At 69.8% G+C, this 18,223-nt stretch carries 12 protein-coding genes; 9 read left to right on the top strand and 3 right to left on the bottom strand.

Annotated elements, in window-relative coordinates; translation table 11 throughout:
- The first annotated feature begins 124 nt into the window (after window positions 1-124).
- From D4739_RS06855 to D4739_RS06830, 6 genes are all read left to right on the top strand, one after another.
- Window positions 125-4,621: a prealbumin-like fold domain-containing protein gene (locus tag D4739_RS06855; protein ID WP_120059873.1), complete on the top strand. Its 4,497-nt coding sequence runs from the start codon at window positions 125-127 to the stop codon at window positions 4,619-4,621.
- Between the two features lie 85 nt (window positions 4,622-4,706).
- Window positions 4,707-5,081: a phage holin family protein gene (locus tag D4739_RS06850; RefSeq protein ID WP_120059872.1), complete on the top strand. Its 375-nt coding sequence runs from the start codon at window positions 4,707-4,709 to the stop codon at window positions 5,079-5,081.
- A complete protein-coding gene (locus tag D4739_RS06845) occupies window positions 5,081-5,611 on the top strand; it encodes a low molecular weight protein-tyrosine-phosphatase (protein ID WP_120059871.1) in 531 nt (176 codons plus the stop codon). Before D4739_RS06850 ends, D4739_RS06845 begins: the two co-directional genes overlap by 1 nt.
- Complete coding sequence (locus D4739_RS06840) at window positions 5,608-6,462, top strand: fructosamine kinase family protein (RefSeq protein WP_120059870.1); 855 nt, start codon at window positions 5,608-5,610, stop codon at window positions 6,460-6,462. The genes D4739_RS06845 and D4739_RS06840 overlap by 4 nt, the downstream gene beginning before the upstream one ends.
- A gap of 112 nt (window positions 6,463-6,574) precedes the next feature.
- Complete coding sequence (locus D4739_RS06835) at window positions 6,575-7,285, top strand: response regulator transcription factor (RefSeq protein ID WP_238473547.1); 711 nt, start codon at window positions 6,575-6,577, stop codon at window positions 7,283-7,285.
- A 16-nt stretch (window positions 7,286-7,301) separates the two neighbouring features.
- Window positions 7,302-8,672 (top strand): sensor histidine kinase, encoded by a 1,371-nt coding sequence (locus D4739_RS06830; RefSeq protein ID WP_120061766.1) that lies wholly within the window; start codon window positions 7,302-7,304, stop codon window positions 8,670-8,672.
- Between the two features lie 62 nt (window positions 8,673-8,734).
- Here the strand turns inward: D4739_RS06830 and pabB are convergent, their stop codons facing one another.
- The 3 genes from pabB to D4739_RS06815 form a co-directional block, all read right to left on the bottom strand.
- Window positions 8,735-9,982 (bottom strand): aminodeoxychorismate synthase component I, encoded by a 1,248-nt coding sequence (gene pabB / locus D4739_RS06825; protein ID WP_120059869.1) that lies wholly within the window; start codon window positions 9,980-9,982, stop codon window positions 8,735-8,737.
- Entirely contained in the window at window positions 9,979-10,557 is a 579-nt protein-coding gene (locus D4739_RS06820; RefSeq protein WP_120059868.1) for an anthranilate synthase component II, read from the bottom strand. Before D4739_RS06820 ends, pabB begins: the two co-directional genes overlap by 4 nt.
- Window positions 10,558-10,645: 88 nt before the next feature.
- Entirely contained in the window at window positions 10,646-12,580 is a 1,935-nt protein-coding gene (locus D4739_RS06815; protein ID WP_120059867.1) for an anthranilate synthase family protein, read from the bottom strand.
- Between the two features lie 316 nt (window positions 12,581-12,896).
- On the opposite strand from D4739_RS06815, the gene D4739_RS06810 reads away from it, so the two are divergent.
- The 3 genes from D4739_RS06810 (at window position 12,897) to D4739_RS06800 (ending at window position 18,211) form a co-directional block, all read left to right on the top strand.
- Window positions 12,897-13,625 carry a TetR/AcrR family transcriptional regulator gene (locus D4739_RS06810; protein WP_120059866.1) on the top strand — a complete coding sequence of 243 codons (729 nt, stop codon included), beginning with the start codon at window positions 12,897-12,899 and terminating at the stop codon, window positions 13,623-13,625.
- 264 nt (window positions 13,626-13,889) lie between these two features.
- On the top strand, window positions 13,890-15,056 hold the full coding sequence (locus D4739_RS06805; protein WP_120059865.1) for a hypothetical protein: 1,167 nt from the start codon (window positions 13,890-13,892) through the stop codon (window positions 15,054-15,056).
- Window positions 15,057-15,229: 173 nt separating this feature from the next.
- Complete coding sequence (locus tag D4739_RS06800) at window positions 15,230-18,211, top strand: hypothetical protein (protein WP_120059864.1); 2,982 nt, start codon at window positions 15,230-15,232, stop codon at window positions 18,209-18,211.
- Window positions 18,212-18,223: the final 12 nt, after the last annotated feature.

The following is an 18,223-nucleotide window of genomic DNA, read 5'->3' as shown; positions in this document are numbered from 1 at the left end:
GCTCGGCCGCTCTCGGGGGTTCGTCTGCTCTCGCCCAATCGGGCGAGGAATCGCAACATCTGCTCAGGTGTCCGCCGCGGCTTGGGAGGGCCGGCCCGCACCTGGAAATCATGGGGGATTTCCTGTGTCCATCAGTTCCCGCCGCGCGGGCGGTCAGTCCGTGCGCGCGCCCTTCGTCGCACGCCTGGTCAGGGTCGTCGTAGCCCTCTCCCTCTCCTTCCTCTCGGTCCCACTGCTCACCCAGGCGTCGTACGCCGAGGGCGAGGCACCGATCGTGGCCGCAGAGACAACCGCCGATCCGCCTGCGAGCGAGGATCCACCCGCCCCAGCGCCGGCCGAGGAGCCGGCGGCTGAGGAGCCTGCCCAGGAGCCGGCGGCGGAGGAGCCCGCAGCTGAGGAGCCCGCGGCCGAGGAACCGGCCGCCGAGGAGCCCGCTGCTGAAGAACCCGCAGCTGAGGAGCCCGCGGCCGAAGAGCCGGCCGCCGAGGAACCCGCTGCGGGCAACGCGCCCAAGGACAACGGCAAGATCTCCGCTCTCGCTGACCCGCCCGACCCGGACTGCACTGTCACCGACTTCGACCAGAACACGCAGGAGAACAGCGGCGGCAGCTGGATCAACGGTGCGCTGAACCAGAACAACAGCAACTACGCCGAGGGCGACTTCGTCCCCCAGAAGGTGGAGCTCGGTGGCCTCGTGCCCGGGACGTACACCATCGGCTTCAGCTACGACGTCACGAAGAACGGGAAGTACGCCTACGACTTCGTGAGCGACCTCGCGATCAGTGGCAGCGCCGGTGCTCCGCAGCCGACGTGGGACGCCTTCGAGGGGCCGGCACCGGTGAGCAACCCGCCCGTCGGGACGCAGACCGAGTTCGTGACGATCACGTTCACGATCGTGGCGGCCGGCGACCCCACCGCGACGATCACCTGGGCCGGGCACATCGCCTCCGAGATCAACTACGGCCCTGACTCCAGCGCCGGCTCCATCGAGGGAGCGCCGTACCACTTCTCGATCGTCCCGACCGATGGCACCTGGGGATGCGACTCAGGCAAGCGTGACAACCAGCTGATGGCGGACGCCGTGGACTTCGCGACAGTCACCGTCGTCAAGAACGCGCTGCCGAACAGCTCCACGCCGTTCGACTTCAACCTCTCCGCGCCCAACAACCTGGCCACCGACTTCGACCTGGTCGATGACGGAACGCCGACCAACACGGTCACCTACAACGTGCCGCCGGGTGTCACCACCGTCACGGAGACGCCGGAACCCGGATGGGACCTGACCGACATCACCTGCACCGGCTCGACCGCAGGAGTCGAGACCGACACCGCGGTGGCGCTCACCCTCGCTGATGACGACACCGTGACCTGCGTCTTCACCAACAGCCACGAGGCGACCATCGAGGTCGACAAGTTCTGGTCCATCAACGGCGCAACAGCGGTGCCGGACGGCAGCGCCCTGCCGCAGCAGCTCGGCCTGAGCGCCCAGCTGCTGATCGACCAGGCGAACAAGAACTGGAGCCAGATCTACAGCGGCTACCTCGAGGGTGCCACGGCGAGCATCGACGAGACCTCGGTGACCTTCGGCGACTACTGCCGCTGGGCCAGTGAGGACGCCTCGCAGCAGGGGCGGCTGACCGAGGCGAACGGGTCCCCGGTCAACCAGTCCCTGGCGGCCAACGTCGTGCTCGGCGGCGGAGCAAACCACTACGAGATCACCAACGCCGTCACCTGTGTCGGCAAGCTGGTGCTCACGAAGGAAGTGCTCAACCCCAACGGTGGCACGGCCGTTGCGAGCGACTGGACACTCGTCGCTGACCCGGAGGGCGAAGGCTCGAACCTGACCACCCCCGGATCCGTGGGCGGAAACGTACCGTTCGACGTCGATCCTGCCGAGACGTTCACGTTCGACGAGCTCGGCGGTCCTGACGGCTACAGCTGGACCGGAGTCGACTGTGGCAATGGCACGGTCACATCAGTCCAGGTCCCGGTGGGTACGACGGTCACGTGCACGTTCACCAACGTGGACAGCCCCGGCTTCCTCCAGCTCGACAAGCACGTCGTGAGCGAGTCCGGCGACGGAGCCGTGAGCAGCGACTGGACCCTCAGCGCCACTCCGGACGGCATCGAGGGCCAGGCCACGATCGAGGGCGACGGACACGCGGAAGGTGCCACGAAGGCGGGCACCTACGTGCTCGACGAGGTCGGCGGTCCCGCTGGCTACACCGATGGCGCCTGGACGTGCACCGACGACGACTCGGGTGACCCCGTCGACGTCGTCATCGTCGACGGCGAGGCGCAGATCGAGCTCGACGCCAGCCAGGAGGTCTCCTGCGACATCACCAACACGGCGAACGCACCGACCCTGACACTGGTCAAGGCGTTCGACCGCAACGGCACCTTCGACGACACCCCGGAGACGGCGTTCGAGCTCTCGGCGACACCGGACGGCATCGAGGGCCAGGACCCGCTCGTCGGGGATGGCGGCGCCTCCGACACGGTCATGGTCGGCACCTACACGCTGGACGAGACCGGCCCGGCGACGTACACCGAGGACCCGGCCGGCTGGAGCTGCGTGGACGAGGACGGCCCCGTCAGCGTGACCGCCAACCAGGTCACCGTGGGCCTCGATCAGGACGTCGTCTGCACGATCATCAACATCGCGGTCCCGAGCAGCTACATGCTCGAGAAGACCTCCGACCCGGGCAGCGGCGCGACCGTCCTGCCCAACAGCGAGATCGACTACACCGTGACGCTGACCAAGGTCGGTGACGGCGTGCCGGTCCTGAACTTCGACGTCACCGACACCCTGACCGGTGTCGAGGACGGCTGGGTCACCGGACTGGCCGACGACGGCGCGACGATCCTCAACGGTGTCATCACCTGGCACATCGACGAGCTGGGCGACACCCCGTTGACGCTGACCTACACGGTCACCGTCGGCCCGGACGCCTGGGACTCGGTGATCGAGAACCAGGTGACGCCCGGCCCGACACCCTGTGTCGACGAGGTGACCGAAGAGGGCGTGATCGACTGCGACTTCACCGAGCACTTCACGCCGCACTACACGCTCGACAAGGCAGTCACGCTGCTCGCCGAACCCGGCGACGACGACGGCCTCGCCGAGCCGGGCGAGCGGCTGTCGTACTCGCTCACTGTCGACAACGACACCGCGGACGCGATCGTGAACACGACCGTCACCGATGACGTCAGCGACGTGCTCAACAACGCCGAGATGATCACCAGCACGGATGCCCTGGCTGCCCAGGGGCTGTCCCTCAGCGACGAGGGCCTCCTCACCTGGACCATCAGCGACCTGGGACCCGACGACCCGCCGCTCACGGTGACGTACGTCGTCCAGATCGACGAAGGTGCCTGGAACGTGACGCTCCACAACATCGCGACGCCTGCGCCGCTGAGTGGCGGCGAGTGCATCCCGGCCGGCGACGTCCCCGCAGCCAGCGAGGAGGCCCCGCCGGACAACACCGCCGAGTGCGAGACCACGACGGACACCCCGGACGTGACCACGATGGTGGTCGAGAAGCGTGACGTGGAGACCGAGGAGGTCCTGGCGGGCGCAACGTTCGAGCTCTTCCTGGACGCGAACAACGACCTCACCGAGGGCGGAGACTGCACGTTCGCCAGCCCGCCGGTGGTCGACGACGCAGACGAGTCGCTCGGCACCTCGGTGACCGGCGTCGACGGACACGCGCTCTTCAACGACCTGCAGCACGGCTGCTACCTGCTGGTCGAGACCGTGCCGCCGCCCGGCTACTCGCTGCCGACGGTCAACGTGATGGGTATCCAGATCGACGAGGCGAACTTCGTCGGCACGGAAGAGGGCGGCGAGATGGCCCCGATCGTGGTCACCGACTTCGGTGAAGGCAACCTCGCGATCGTCGCCAAGCGCCAGTTCGAGCTCATCAACGGCGCCTGGGTCGAGAGTGACGGCAGGGTCGGCTTCGGAGACACCGTCCGCTACGAAGTTGCGGTCGAGGCCACCGGGCCGAAGAACTTCCACGGCGTCAAGGTCACCGACTTCGTGCCCGGATTCAACCCCGAGGACACGACCTCCACCGTCGACGGAACGCTCGTCCCGGGCAGCGCCGTGTGCGAGGACGGCCTGGTCTGCACCACGTCGGTCGACCCCGAGACGCAGCTGGTCACCTGGGACATCGGCGACCTCGAGCCCGACCCCGGCGTCACGATCGGTGGCACGGCAGTCATGGAGGTGGTCTTCCCCGACCGTCCTGCGGACCTGCAGCTCGACCCCGGAGAGACCTACGAGGCCACGCTGTGGAACGTCGGCTTCCTGGAGTGGGACGAGGTCACCGGACCGACGACACCTGCCGCACGCCTCTCGCGCGCCGCTGGGCGGGCCGGACTGCTCGCCACCGCAGCAGCGGTGGACCTGCCGATGACCCACATCGTGCTGCGGAGCAACGAGGTCGTCGTGACCGCGCTGTTCAAGGCACCGGCCGGAGTGACCAACGAGCCGCCGAAGAAGGACGGCCCCCTGCCGCAGACCGGCGCACCTGCCGGAATGCTCCAGATGGCCTTCCTCGGCCTGGCCCTGATCGCAGGCGGCCTGAGCCTGATGCGGCGTACCCGCAAGGAGTGATCCACGAGTTGGCTGGGCCCGCGCTGGTTGTCCCCCGTACCGGCGCGGGTTCCGGTCCATCCCCCACCCGCCTAGGGTGGCAGTCGTGAAGCTGCTCCTCTGGATCCTCACCACGATGGCTGGCCTGGCGGTCGCTGCGTGGCTGCTCGACGGCATCCACCTCGACGGGGCGACCTGGCAGGACAAGCTCCTGCCGCTCGCTGGCGCTGCCGTGATCCTCGGCCTGGTCTCGATCTCGGTCAAGCCGGTGGTCAAGCTGCTCTCGCTCCCCTTCATCATCGTGACCATCGGCCTCTTCCTGCTGGTGATCAACGCGCTGATGCTGATGCTGACCTCGTGGATCGCGGGCAAGGCCGATGTCGGCTTCACGGTCGACGGCTTCTGGGCCGCACTGGTCGGCAGCGTGATCGTCACCCTCGTCACCGGCTTCATCGACATGGTCGCGATCGAGGACGACTGATGACCGCCCAGCTGCCGGCTCCGCGAGGCGAGGGCTACCGCATCGCGGTGGTCTGCTCGGGCAACATCTGCCGGTCCCCGGTCGCCGACGTCGTGCTCAACGACAAGATCGCCGAGGCCGGGCTCCCGGGCATCACCGTCGACAGCTTCGGCACGGGCGGCTGGCACGTCGGCGAGGGCATCGACCACCGCTCGGGGTCGTCCCTCATCGCCGCGGGGTACGACGGCAGTCGGCACCGCGCGCGGCAGTTCGGCCCGGGGGTGGCCTCCGACTACGACCTGGTGCTCGCGATGGACGCCGGCCACTTCAGCCAGCTCGGCTCGCTGGGCGTCCCACACGAGCGGCTCTGGCTGTTCCGCTCGTGGGACCCGGAGCCCGATGGGCCGACAGGTGGGGACGTGCCCGACCCGTTCTACGGCGGCCCGGCCGGGTTCACCGACGTGCTGGTCATGATCGAGCGGACCGCGGACGGCATCGTGACCGACCTCGAGGCGATGGCTCAGCCCGACGTGGGGCACCGGTTGTCATGACCCGCCAGTCCGCGATCGCCCGCCGTGCCGAGCAGCTGCTCGGGGCAGCGGTGGTCTCGACGGCGCCGGTCGCGGGCGGGGACATCAACACCGCCACCCGGCTGCGGCTCTCCGACGGCCGCAACGTGCTGCTGAAGAGCCAGCCCTCCCCTCCGCCCGGGTTCTTCCCGGCCGAGGCCCACGGGCTGCGCACCCTCGCCGCGGCCGGCGCTCCGGTCCCCGCCGTGCTCGCCGTCGACGAGGACTGCCTGGTGTTGCCCTGGCTCGAGCCGGGCAAGGTCATCGTGGAGATGGCCGAGCAGCTCGGCCGCGCGCTCGCCGCCCTGCACGCGGTGGAGGAGCCGGCGTTCGGCGCGGACCAGGACGGGTTCATCGGCCGGCTGCCGCTCCCCAACGCTCCCGCCCCGACCTGGGCGGAGTTCTATGCGACCCGCCGCCTCGAGCCCTACCTCCGGCTCGGCGTCGACCGTGGCCGCATCGACCCCGACGACGCCGGCACGATCGAGGAGCTCTTCCCGCGCCTGGGCTCCCTCGTGCCTGAGGAACCGCCCGCCCTGCTCCACGGTGACCTGTGGAACGGCAACGTCCTGTGGGGCCTCGACCACACGGCGTACCTGCTCGATCCGGCGGTCCACGCCGGCCACCGCGAGACCGACCTCGCCATGCTCTCCCTCTTCGGACTGCCACAGCTGCCGCGCGTCCTCGCGGCGTACTCCGAGGTCACGCCGCTCGCCGACGGCTGGGAGGACCGCGTCGGCATCCACCAGCTGTTCCCCCTGCTGGTGCACGCGTGCATGTTCGGCGGTGGGTACGCCGCCCGCGCCGCGCGCATCGCCGACGACCTCACCTGATCCGCCGAAAGGCCAGGTTTGGTGTGCCGAGCCGTCAGGTTTGGTGTGCCGAGCCGTCAGGTATGGCGTCGTCTCTCAGCCGGGTTTCAGGCGTCGGTGGCAGAGTTGCCCCGTGCCCAACTCCTCGTCCGTTCCGCGCCCCCACGTGCTCGTCGTCGACGACGACCGGGCAGTGCGTGAGTCGCTGCGACGGTCCCTCGAGTTCAACGGGTACGCCGTCTCCCTGGCCACCGACGGCGCCGAGGCGCTGGCCGGCTTCGGCAAGGTGAACCCGGACGTCGTGGTGATGGACGTGATGATGCCGCGGCTCGACGGGATCGAGACGACCAAGGCGCTCCGGTCGGCCGGTCACGACGTCCCGATCCTGGTGCTCACCGCGCGCGACGCCGTGGGCGACCGGGTTGACGGGCTGGACGCCGGGGCCGACGACTACCTGACCAAGCCCTTCGCCCTGCAGGAGCTGCTGGCCCGGCTGCGGGCGTTGCTCCGCCGCGTCGTACCCCATGAGGACGGCATGGACGAGACCCTCGGGTTCGCCGACCTGACCATGGATCTCGCGTCGCGCGAGGTGAAGCGCGGCGACCGCGCGATGGAGCTGACCCGCACCGAGTTCACGCTCCTGGAGATGTTCCTGCGCCGACCGCGCCGCGTGCTCGAGCGCAGCTTCATCCTCGAAGAGGTGTGGGGCTACGACTTCCCGACGACGGCCAACTCCCTGGAGGTCTACGTCGGCTACCTGCGTCGCAAGACCGAGGCCGAAGGTGAGCAGCGGCTGATCCACACCGTCCGCGGCGTGGGATACGTGCTCCGCGAAAGCCCTTGAGAAGGGGCCAGTGAAGATGCACTATCGCCGGAGCCTGGCCAGCCGCGTCACGCTGCTCACGACGATCGCCGTCGGTGTCGCCGTCGCGTTCGTCGCCCTGGGTGCCTTCGTCACGGTGCGCATGCAGATGCAGCGCACGCTCGACTCCTCACTCCTCGAACGCGCCAAGGCCGTCGCCGCGACCGTGCAGGAAGCCGAGGTGCGCGGCACGGACTACCGCGTGCCCAGCTGGTTGCTCGGCGCCTCCGACGTGCGTCTCTACCTGGTGACCGAGGACGGCATCGTCTACTCCGCGGACCGCGCCGGATCGCCCGCGTTCGGCGCGGAGGAGTTCGAGGTCGCGGGCGGCGATCGCGACAGCGAGGTCCGCACGATCACCCACGGCGGCGACCGGTTCCGCGCCGCCAGCTGGCCGACCCTCGGTGCCGATGGCCGCGCGATCGTCCTGGTGCAGTCGCTGAGCCCGCAGGAGAGCGTGCTCAAGCGACTCGGCCTGGTCATGCTGCTGCTGGGTGGTGCCGGCGTCATCGGCGCCGGCCTGGCCGGCTGGGCTGTCGCACGCAACGGGCTCCGGCCGGTCCGCAAGCTGACGCTGGCCGCCGAGGAGATCGCCCGCACCGAGGACCTGCGCCCGATCGAGGTCGGCGGCAACGACGAGATCGCGCGTCTCGCGACGGCGTTCAACCAGATGCTCACCGCGCTCGCGGCGTCCCGCGACCGCCAGCGCCAGCTGGTGGCCGACGCCGGCCACGAGCTGCGTACGCCGCTCACCTCGCTCCGCACGAACCTCGACCTGCTGGCGCAGATCGACGCAGGTGACTCCGGCACGATGCCCCCGGGGGCACGCCGCGAGTTGCTCGACGACGTAGAGGCGCAGATCGAGGAGCTGACCACGCTGATCGGCGACCTGGTCGAGCTGGCCCGCGAGGAGGAGCTGACCCATGTCGTCGAACCGGTCGACCTCGCCGAGGTCGTGGAGCGTGCGGTGGTGCGGGTCCGGCGACGGGCGCCCGAGGTCACCTTCAGGCTCGACGTCGACCCGTGGTGGGTCACGGGCGAGGCCAACGCCCTCGAGCGCGCGGTGCTCAACGTGCTCGACAACGCCGCCAAGTGGAGCCCGATCGGGGGCACCGTGACAGTCACCCTGTCGGGCGGGCTGCTGCGCGTCGAGGACGAAGGCCCTGGCATCGCGGCTGAGGACCTGCCCCACGTGTTCGACCGGTTCTACCGCTCGCGGGAGTCCCGGTCGATGCCGGGCTCCGGCCTCGGGCTCTCCATCGTCCGCCAGATCGCCGTGAGGCACTCCGGGCGCATCGAGGCGGCCCGTGGGTCGTCCGGTGGCGCGCTCTTCACGCTCCGCCTGCCCGGCAAGGTCAGCCCGGACTGAGCTGCCTGATCCGCGAGTCGAGCGCACAGGTGGCTGCATCCGCCACATGCGGCGCACTCAACTCAACCGGGCGCCAGCACGTGCAGCAGCCGGTCCGCCTTCCACCGCGACTCGGCGTACTCCTCGGCGCAGTCGGAGCGGACCGTGATGCCGCCGCCGGTGCCGAGGGTCCAGGTGCCGTCACCGGTCGTCATCAAGGACCGGATGACGACCCCCAGGTCCGCCCGGCCATCGCCGGAGATCCAGCCGAACGCCCCGGAGTAGACGCCTCGCGGGGTCGCCTCGACGGCGTCGATGATCTGCATCGTCCGGAGCTTGGGTGCCCCCGTCATCGACCCGGCGGGGAAGATCGCGCGCAGCGCGTCGATGGTGCTCACCTCGGGCCGGAGCCGCCCCCTGACAGTGGACACGAGCTGGTGCACGGACGGATAGGACTCGACGTCCATGAGCACCGGCACCTCGACGGAACCGGCCTCGCAGACCATGCCGAGGTCGTTGCGGAGCAGGTCGACGATCATCAGGTTCTCGGCGCGGAACTTCGGGTCGGTCGCGAGTTGCTCACGGAGCCGGGCGTCGTCCTCGGGAGTGCTGCCGCGTGGGGTCGTGCCCTTGATCGGCTTGGTCTCGATGGTCCGGTGACGGTCGATCACGGCGTAGCGCTCGGGGCTCGAGCTCAGCAGCCAGGTGCCCTGGTGCTGCAGGAACCCGGCGTACGGCGCGGGGTTGAGCTCGCGCAGACGCAGATAGGCGCTGACCGGGTCAAGGTCGCTCTCGACCTTCGTCCGGTAGGTCAGGTTGACCTCGTAGGAGTTGCCCAGGTGCAGCTCCTCCTGGACTTTCTCGAACGCCTGCTGATAGGCCTCCGGCGCCGAGAGGTCAGGTTTGGTGTGCCGAGAGGTCAGCTTTGGTGTGCCGAGATGGCGCTCCGTCACCTCCGGGTCGTGGTCGAAGATCCGGACGTTGCGGGTCCGCATCCAGACTGCGTCAGGAAGGCCGTCCGAGGGGCGCGCCGGCAGGTCCGATCGGCAGGCGTAGCCGAGGTAGCCGACCCAGTGGACATCCGGACCGTCTCCCGCCATCTCCGCGGCGAGCACGTCGAAGACGTCCGTTCCAACCCACTCGGTCCCGCCGTCCGCGGTCCGATAGACCGCCTGCTCCGCGCTCTTGTAGGTCAGCGACACATCGGACTCGTCCAGCCAGCCGACGATCGAGCGGTGCCCGGACCAGGGGCGTGAGCCGCCGCCGTCGAGCCAGAAGCAGCGGTCGTGGGTGGCCGCGACGTCGGTGAAGAAGGGCACCGGATCGGTCACGTCAGCACCAGGAAGTTCGCCACGATCGCGGCGCCATGCTCGGAGAGGATCGACTCCGGGTGGAACTGCACACCCACCAGCGGCAGGGTTTCGTGCGCCACCGCCATCGTCACTCCCGAGAGCTCGTCGACAGCCGTGCGGCGGAGCACCGCGGGCAGCGTCACGGCCGCGAGCGAGTGATAGCGGACCGCCGCGAAGCGGTCCGGCACACCGGCGAAGAGCCCGGTCCCGTCATGGGTCACCGACGCCAGCTCGCCGTGGGCGGGCTCGACGCGCTCGACCACCCCGCCGTACGCCGTGACCAGGCCCTGCATCCCGAGGCAGACCCCGAGCACGGGACGGTCCCCCGCCAGCAGCAGCTCCCGTCCGATGGCGAAGTCGGCCGGGTCGTCGGGCGTGCCGGGACCGGGCGACAACACCACGTGCGTGTACGCCGCGAGGTCGGCGAGCGCGACAGTGTCGTGCTCGACCACGTCCGGCAGGACACCGGTCACCGAGGCGATCAGGTGCACCAGGTTCCAGGTGTAGGAGTCGTAGTGGTCCACCACCACGACACGCGGACCCGGGCTGCTCACGGCGCCACGCTAGTGCTTGGCGCCATTCCTGGCCCCTCGAGCCGCCATTCCTGGCCTCTCGGCGAGCCAAACCTGGCCCTTCGGCGGGTCACGGCAGGAGCAGCTCGCAGACCAGGTCATGGATCAGGGAGAAGCCGTTCTCCGTGAGGATCGACTCGGCGTGGAACTGGATCCCCCGGAACGTCGATCCACGCACCAGGTGGATGTCTCCGCTCTCCGGGTCGGCCTCGACGCTCACGCCGGCAGGGAGCTCGTCGCCGGGCAGGGAGCGGCCCACGAAGGTGTTGTAGAAACCGACCCGCTCCACGCGACCGTCGATGGTGACGGGCGACTGCGTTCCCTGGAAGACGATGTCCTTCATCGCCAGCGGAAGGCCCAGCCGCTCGCACAGCGTCTGGTGTCCCAGGCAGACCGAGAGGAACGGTTGGCCTGCGGCGATGAGCTCATCGGTCGCCGACCGGAAGGCTGCGATCTTGGGCACCGATCCGTCGCGCGGGTCACCGGGCCCGGGGCCCACGATGACCAGGTCCGAGGAGCCCACGCCACCGGAGGAGAGCCACGCCGGCACGTCCTCGTGGCGCACCACCGAGGAGGTCATGCCGAGCACGGAGAGCACGTGCCGGATCATGTTCACGAAGTCGTCCTCGCCGTCGAGGATGACCGCACTCCGGCCGCGCAGCGCCGGGTCCGGCGTGGTGCCGGCCTGGTCGGTGAGCCAGAACTTCGAGAGCCGCTGGTTGCGCTTGTTCAGCGCGATCAGGACGTCCTCGTCGCGGGTCAGCTCGGCAATTCCCTCAGGAGCTCCGACGGCTGCCGGGACCAGGCCGAACGCCGACAGGATGCCGCCCGCCTTGGCGTGCGTCTCCGCCACCTCGTACGCCGGGTCCGAGTCGCGCACGAGCGTCGCGCCGGCCGTCACCTTCAACGCCCCGGAGACGGAGACGTCTGCGGTGCGGATGATGATCGGGCTGTCTGCAGTGGGCTCACCGGTGGCGTCGCGGCCGATCAGCGCAAGCGCGGAGGCGTAGTAGCCACGGCCTTCCGCCTCGTACTTCTTGATCAGCCGGCAGGCGTTCTCGACGGGCGATCCGGTGACCGTCGCGGCGTACATCGTGTCGCGGAGGATCTCGCGGACATCGCGTGTGGAGCGGCCGGCGAGCAGGTACTCGGTGTGGACCAGGTGCGTCATCGGCTTGAGGAACGGACCGAGGACCTGTCCACCCTCGTTGCAGATGTCGCACATCATCTTGAGCTCTTCGTCGACGACCATGAAGAGCTCGTAGATCTCCTTCTCGTCGGCGAGGAAGTCGAGGAGCGCTGCCTTGCGGGCCGCCATTGACTGCAGCGCAGGATCACGCGGGATGCGGAAGGTGCCGGAGATGGGGTTCATCCGGACATCGCCGCCGGTCACCGAAACGTGGCGCTCCGGGGAGGCGCCGACGAGGAAGCGGTCACCCGTGAAGAAGACGTAGGTCCAGTAGGCGCCGCGCTCGCGTTCGAGCAGACGGCGGAAGACGGTCAGTGCCTCGGGAGTGCCCCACGACGAGAGCTGTGCACGGAAGTGCCGTCCGACGACCAGGTTCGCGCCTTCGCCCTGCCCGATCTCGTCACGGATGATCGTCTCGACGACCTTGGCGTAGTCCTCGTCGGTGCTCTCGAAGCCCCCGCGGTCGGTGAACTCGACCGCCACGTCAGGGAGTACGCCGAGCAGGTCGGCCAGCGGGACCTCGGTCTCCGTGTCGATGTCCACCACGACGAGCGGCGTGCCGTCGTCATGGGCTTCGAAGCCACGCTCGCGGACCTGCCGGAACGGGATCGCGACGAGGGTGTCGAACCGGCGCCCCGGCGTCGGAATCCCTTGCTGGACAGGGATGTCGAGGATGCTGGCCACCTCGGAGCGGGTGCCCGCGACCACGGTCACCGTCGCAGAATCGCGCAGCCGGATCGCCGCCCACGCTTCGCGCCCCGTGATCGCGTCGAGCAGAGCCCGGGTCTCATCAGCGGCAGCAGGCGTGTCGGTCATGACCGCACGCTAACCGGTGGGCCACTCCCGCAGCACCTCAGTTCCGGCCCCCGAACAGTGCGCGTGCGGCCCCCATCGCGACTGGCATGGGGACGAGGCATCCCAAAGCACCCAACACGGACAAACCGACTTCGCGGAATCAGCCACGGATCGCTAACGTCCGGGGTGCGCCCGGGAGCCGTCCCGAGTAGCACCTGCGCGGCCGGTCCGACTACTCGGATGAGCGGGCCGGCCGCGGAGGGAGCACCACACGGTAGACGCGAACACTGTTCGCACTTGAGCGTGAAAACCACTGCATCGGGGCAGGAGGGCGCACATGTCCACGGGATCGCGCGGCGCCTATCCGAACCGACAAGCGCGGCAGCGAGCCGCGACGTACGACGCGATCGTGGCGGCTGCCCGGAGGCTGATCGCGGACGGCCAGGAGCTGACCCTGCGCGGTGTCGCCGCCTCGATGGGCGCGAGCCCGGCCGGCCTCTACCGCTATGTCGCACATCTCGACGAGCTCCGTGACCTCGTGGCCGTCTCGATCGACGAGAGCGCGGCGCACGACATCGCGGCTGCCGTCGATGAGGTGATGTCGCCCGACGCATCAGTGCGCTGGGTCGTGGGGTGGACCCGGCTGCGGACCTGGGCCCTGAGCCACCCGGGCGAGTTCCGCCTGGTGGTGTCCCGTCCCCGCAGTGGGCAAACCCCGATCCGGGCACTGTCCGATGCCTTCCTCGGCAAGCTCCTGCAGGAGCTTGCCAGCCAGCACGAGGTCGTGCTGCCTCCCGTCCCCCTCGAGGCCGGGACGGCGCTCCGTGCCCTGACCCCGCGCGCCGCTCCCGAGGCCTCGCCCGACTCCTTGTCCTGGCTGCACGCACGGGTCCTCACGTCCCTGCACGGCGTGATCGCTCTGGAGGCCACCGGTTACGTCGAGCCCTCCTTGGTGGCGAGTGCTGCCGTCTTCCGGAGCACGCTGGTCGACTGGCTGGCACGGTTCGGCCTCGTCCGCGACCTGGGCCGGCTGCTTGCCGTGCTCGACTCCGAGCTCGTCCGCTGACGGCCATCGGACGGTCACCAGAATTTTTCGGTCCCGGTCTAGACACCTGCCCAGACCGGGTGCAGGATGACACCAAATTGGTGTTCGGGAATTCCGAGATCCCGAGTATCCAAGGCCTGAGGTGGCGACAGCTGTCGCATTCCGAGCACCAGGGGCCAGGCAGAAAAACTCAGTTCGCCGTTCCACCACGTCAGTACCCGCACCCGCGGGCCCCGACGTGACCGGCGGCGTCCCTTGCCCTTCACACTCTCGGGAGACTCGACGATGGAAGCAGCCACTGCGACCGCCTCGTGCGGTCAGGTGCGCTCCCGGCGCCGCGCGCGGACCTGGTCCCGCGGCTGCTGGCGCCTCGTCGTGCTGCTCGGGCTCTCCTGGGTCGCGATAATCCTCCTCGGCGGGGCGGCCCAGGCCGCTCCCTGCGAGAAGCAGGCCTGCGCCGCGGCGCCCAGCGCCAGCCCGACCACTCCGGACGCGCAGCCCCTCCCCCTCGTCGGCGAGATCCTGGCGAACGTCGGCGACACGGCCGCCGCTCTCCCGGTCCAGCAGGTCACCGACATCGCGACCAAGACGCTCAACGGCCTTACAGGCAAGGCACCTGAGGCAACACAAGTCGCAGCCAACCTCCCGGTCGTCAGCAGCATCGACGCCGTCGGGACCCTCGCAGAGACAGTCCGCGACACCGCCGACTCGGCCGGCGGCGAGAAGCTGCTCGACGTGAAGCTGCCGTCAGCCGGCTCGACCGCTGCTCCGCTGGTTGCCGGACTCGCCCACCAGGTGGTCTCCACTGCGGGCGCCGTCCTCGGCGCCGCCGAGGTCCTCGCCGTCCCGCTTCCGCTCGCGGGTGGGCTGACCGACACGCTCCGCACGGTGACCGGCACCCTCGAGCTGACGACGCAGGTCGTCGTCGGCACGACGTACGCCGTCGCGGGGACCGCAGACCAGGCCGTCGACCTGGCCGGCTCGGCCCTCTCCCCGATCCTGGAGACGATCACCAGCCCGGCCGGGACCATCGCCGTGACCGGCCCCAGCGCCGGAGCGGCGTCGGCTCAGCTGCCGGCAACCGACGCCTTCGGCTCGAGCCCGGTCGCCGGCGAAGCGACAGCCGCTCAGCTCGCCAGCACGCAGGCGAGCCAGTCCCTCGAGGGCCGCGTCCTCTCCGGCCCGGCGGTCCCGCCGCCGGACTCCAACGACTCCACCACCGTCGCGGTGCCGCCCGCCTCGGACATCGTCACCGTTCTTCCGGTGCCGGTGTCCGGAGCAGGCTTCACCTCCGGCAACGGCGGCACGACCCCGGCCCCGCGCCTGGACCAGACGCTGGTGCGCGTCGAGTCCGGGCCGACGGTCGAGTTCGAAGTCGCCAAGCCGATCGAGGGCCCTGCCGGGCCGATGCCGGGCACGCCGGCCGCAGACCCGGCCTTCTCGCCTGACTGATCAAGGAAGCCACGTCCTCTGAGTGACGTGGCAGCCGGCACCCCGCGCCGTACGCCGGATGGTCGACCACCCATCCCGACGCCGTGACGCCGGTATTCGCAGGAACACAGCTGTGCCCAGCCCAGCCTCTGCAGTCGATTCCTTCGAACTTCCCTGAACCAGGAGAACCTCTCATGACCACGCAACCTCGCGCTTCGCGCAACAACGCCTGGCAGCCGATCGGCCTCGCCACGCCCCTTCCCCCCGACGCCCTCGTCCGCCACATCGCGGAGGCCCGCGCCCGTCGTACGGCTCGTGCTCTCATCACGCCCGGCATCGTCCTTGCCGCGACGCTCAGCCTCGCTGGGACCGCCGCCGCGCACGGAGGCACGCTGCACACGCCCGACGGCGACATCCCGGTCTCCTCGGCCACCCAGGCTCAGATCGACGAGTACAGCGAGCCGTCCGGCGTCACCACGACCACGACCTCCACCACCGCAGAGCCCGCGCCGGAGCCGGTCGAGGTGTCGACCACGACGACGTCCACCACGACGTCCGGCAACACGAGCTCGACCAGCTCGCCTCTCTCAGGGCTCGGCGGAGGAGAGCTCCCCGGGGCGGACCTCCCCACGATCGGCACGTTCATCGCCAACGCGCCGAAGATCTTCTCCGGCGGCCTCCTCGGCGGGGGTGAGACGGTGAAGACCTCCGTCCCGAAGGACGACCACGGCGGCGCCGGTCACTCCCAGGGCGGCGACGCCTGCGACTTCTTCCTCGAGCACATGTGGAAGAACGAGGACGGCATCCCGGTGCTCGGCACCAACCAGCACTTCCTCTCGTTCCACACCGACGCCGAGTACTACAACCTGATCCTGTCCCTCGTCAGCGGCAACATCGGCAACTCGCAGATGCCGATCATCGACGCGTACGGCGGTCCGCTGGGCTGGATTCCGATCTTCAACCCCGCGCACGTCGAGGGCCACGGCACCGACTACGTCACGATGCTCACCGGCTGCGGTGGCATGGGCCTGCCGATCGACATCAAGACCGGCGAGATCGACCTCGAGAAGATCCCGACCCCGGAGAAGGTCACGGCCTTCGCCGAGGAGATCATGCCGAGCGTCCCGGACCCGCAGAAGCTCCTGGCTCCGGACTACCTCTACAACACCCTCGCCGCTGACGAGATCACCAGCCGCCTGGGCTTCGACACCCTCGTCACGCCCGACGAGTACGTGAACTTCGCGACCAACAACTTCGACGCCTTCCGCCTCCTATGGGAGACCGCTCTGGAGAAGTTCGGCAGTGGCGACCCGGCCGCGATCCTCGAGGTGCTGCAGGTCGCCGACCAGATCAAGACCCTTGAGTCGCTGGGCCTTCCGGGCTTCAGCACGATCCTCGGTGGCGTCGTCCCACAGGCCGGCACGACCGAGGAGGTCACCATCGACGAGACGACGTACCCGGTCTCGGGCGGCAAGGTCACCGTCGACGGCGTCGACCACCCCGTGAGCAAGGACGGGACCGTGACGATCGACGGCGAGACGTACGAGGTGACCCCGGCAGAGGGCACGGCCCCGGCCGACGGCCTCACCGGTGCCCTCCCTCTCACCGACAAGCTCCCGGTCGACGACCTGCTCGGCGGTGGCGACACGCCCTCCGGCCTGCCGGTCATCGGTGACCTGCTCGGCGGCGCCACTCCTGCCCCGGCGCCGGCCGACGGGACCGACGGGACCGACGGCTCGGACGGCAGCGCCCCCTCGGGCGGACTGGCCGGCGGCCTTCCCGCCGGTGACCTGATCAGCGGGATCCCGGTCATCGGGGGCCTGCTTGGCGGTTCGACCACGGCTCCGGCTCCGGCTCCGGCTCCGGCTCCGGCTCCGACCGACGGGACCGACGGCACGGACGGTGGCACCACCCCGACCGAGCCGGCTGACTCGGCGACTGCAGGCCTCCCGATCGTGGGCGACCTCCTCGGCGGCGACTCCTCGCCAACCTCGAGCCTCCCGGTTGTGGGTGACCTCCTCGGCGGAGGGTCAACCCCCGAGCCCGCACCCGCACCCGCACCGTCGGACGACAACACGCCCACCGACGGCGGCACCACGCCGACTCCGGGCAACCCGACCGACGGAACGGACGGCACCACCCCTGGCTCTACGGACGGCGCGGACGGCCCCACGCCGACCACCAACGGTCCGGCTAGCTCCCCGGCCACAGGCCTCCCGATCGTGGGCGACCTACTCGGCGGCGACTCCTCGCCGACCTCGAGCCTCCCGGTCGTCGGTGACCTCCTCGGCGGCGGCTCCTCCACCGAGCCGGCAGGTCCGGCCCCGGCCCCGTCCGACGACCCCGCCCACGAGCCTGCACCGGCTCCGGCCCCGTCCGATGACCCGGCCAACGAGCCCGCTCCGGCACCCGCTCCGGGTACGCCCGCTCCGGGTACGCCCACCAACGGCAGCGCGCCGATCGACTCGCCGCAGGGCACCGTGTCGTACACGATCGGTGCAGCCAAGGTCAACGGCCAGAGCTCGCCCAACGCCCCCGGCGTGGCGATTCCGGCAGGCGACCAGGTGACGTTCACCGTTCCGGTGACCAACACCGGTGATCTCCCGATCACCACCCTGGTCGGCAAGGCCTCGGACGGTGGCTCCATGACGGGCGCTCAGCTCCCGCTGCAGCCCGGCCAGACGACCACGCTCAGCTACACCGCGACGGCGAAGCCCGGCACCCAGGCGGTTTCCTTCGGCATCGTGGGCTCGAACCCGAACGGTCAGCAGCAGGGCAAGGCCTGCTCCGCGGTCTACACCGGTGACGTCGAGAACGGCGAGATCGCCTCGACCGACGCACTGAAGGTCAACAACCAGGCCACGAACGATGACGTCCGCTACACGTTCCACTCGAGGGACGTTTCGCAGGTCTCGTTCCAGATCACCAACAGCGGTGACGCGCCCCTTCAGAACGTGAAGGCCTCGTCGCCGACTGGCCCGGTCACCGGCGGCAAGACCACGCTGCAGCCCGGCGAGACCACCTGGTTCACGATCGCGATCTCGCCCAAGTCGGGCGTCAACACCGTGCCGGTGAGCTTCACCGGGAACGACGCGACCGGCAAGACCACCACAGCGCAGGAGTCGTTCGAATACACGCTCTGCACCTGCGCCACGTCAACGGCGCCCCAGGCCTGAGGGAAGTACCTC

The organism is Nocardioides cavernaquae (assembly GCF_003600895.1).
GTDB classification, from domain to species: Bacteria; Actinomycetota; Actinomycetes; order Propionibacteriales; family Nocardioidaceae; genus Nocardioides; species Nocardioides cavernaquae.
The sequence above is the reverse complement of the archived record's forward strand: the minus strand, read 5'-3'. Positions and strand labels throughout refer to the sequence as shown.

Coding starts and splice junctions, on each gene's coding strand:
- D4739_RS06815 (WP_120059867.1), bottom strand. CDS start 12,580: ATGACCGACACGCCTGCTGCCGCTGATGAGACCCGGGCTCTGCTCGAC.
- D4739_RS06840 (WP_120059870.1), top strand. CDS start 5,608: ATGACCCGCCAGTCCGCGATCGCCCGCCGTGCCGAGCAGCTGCTCGGG.
- D4739_RS06830 (WP_120061766.1), top strand. CDS start 7,302: ATGCACTATCGCCGGAGCCTGGCCAGCCGCGTCACGCTGCTCACGACG.
- D4739_RS06845 (WP_120059871.1), top strand. CDS start 5,081: ATGACCGCCCAGCTGCCGGCTCCGCGAGGCGAGGGCTACCGCATCGCG.
- D4739_RS06805 (WP_120059865.1), top strand. CDS start 13,890: ATGGAAGCAGCCACTGCGACCGCCTCGTGCGGTCAGGTGCGCTCCCGG.
- D4739_RS06800 (WP_120059864.1), top strand. CDS start 15,230: ATGACCACGCAACCTCGCGCTTCGCGCAACAACGCCTGGCAGCCGATC.
- D4739_RS06810 (WP_120059866.1), top strand. CDS start 12,897: ATGTCCACGGGATCGCGCGGCGCCTATCCGAACCGACAAGCGCGGCAG.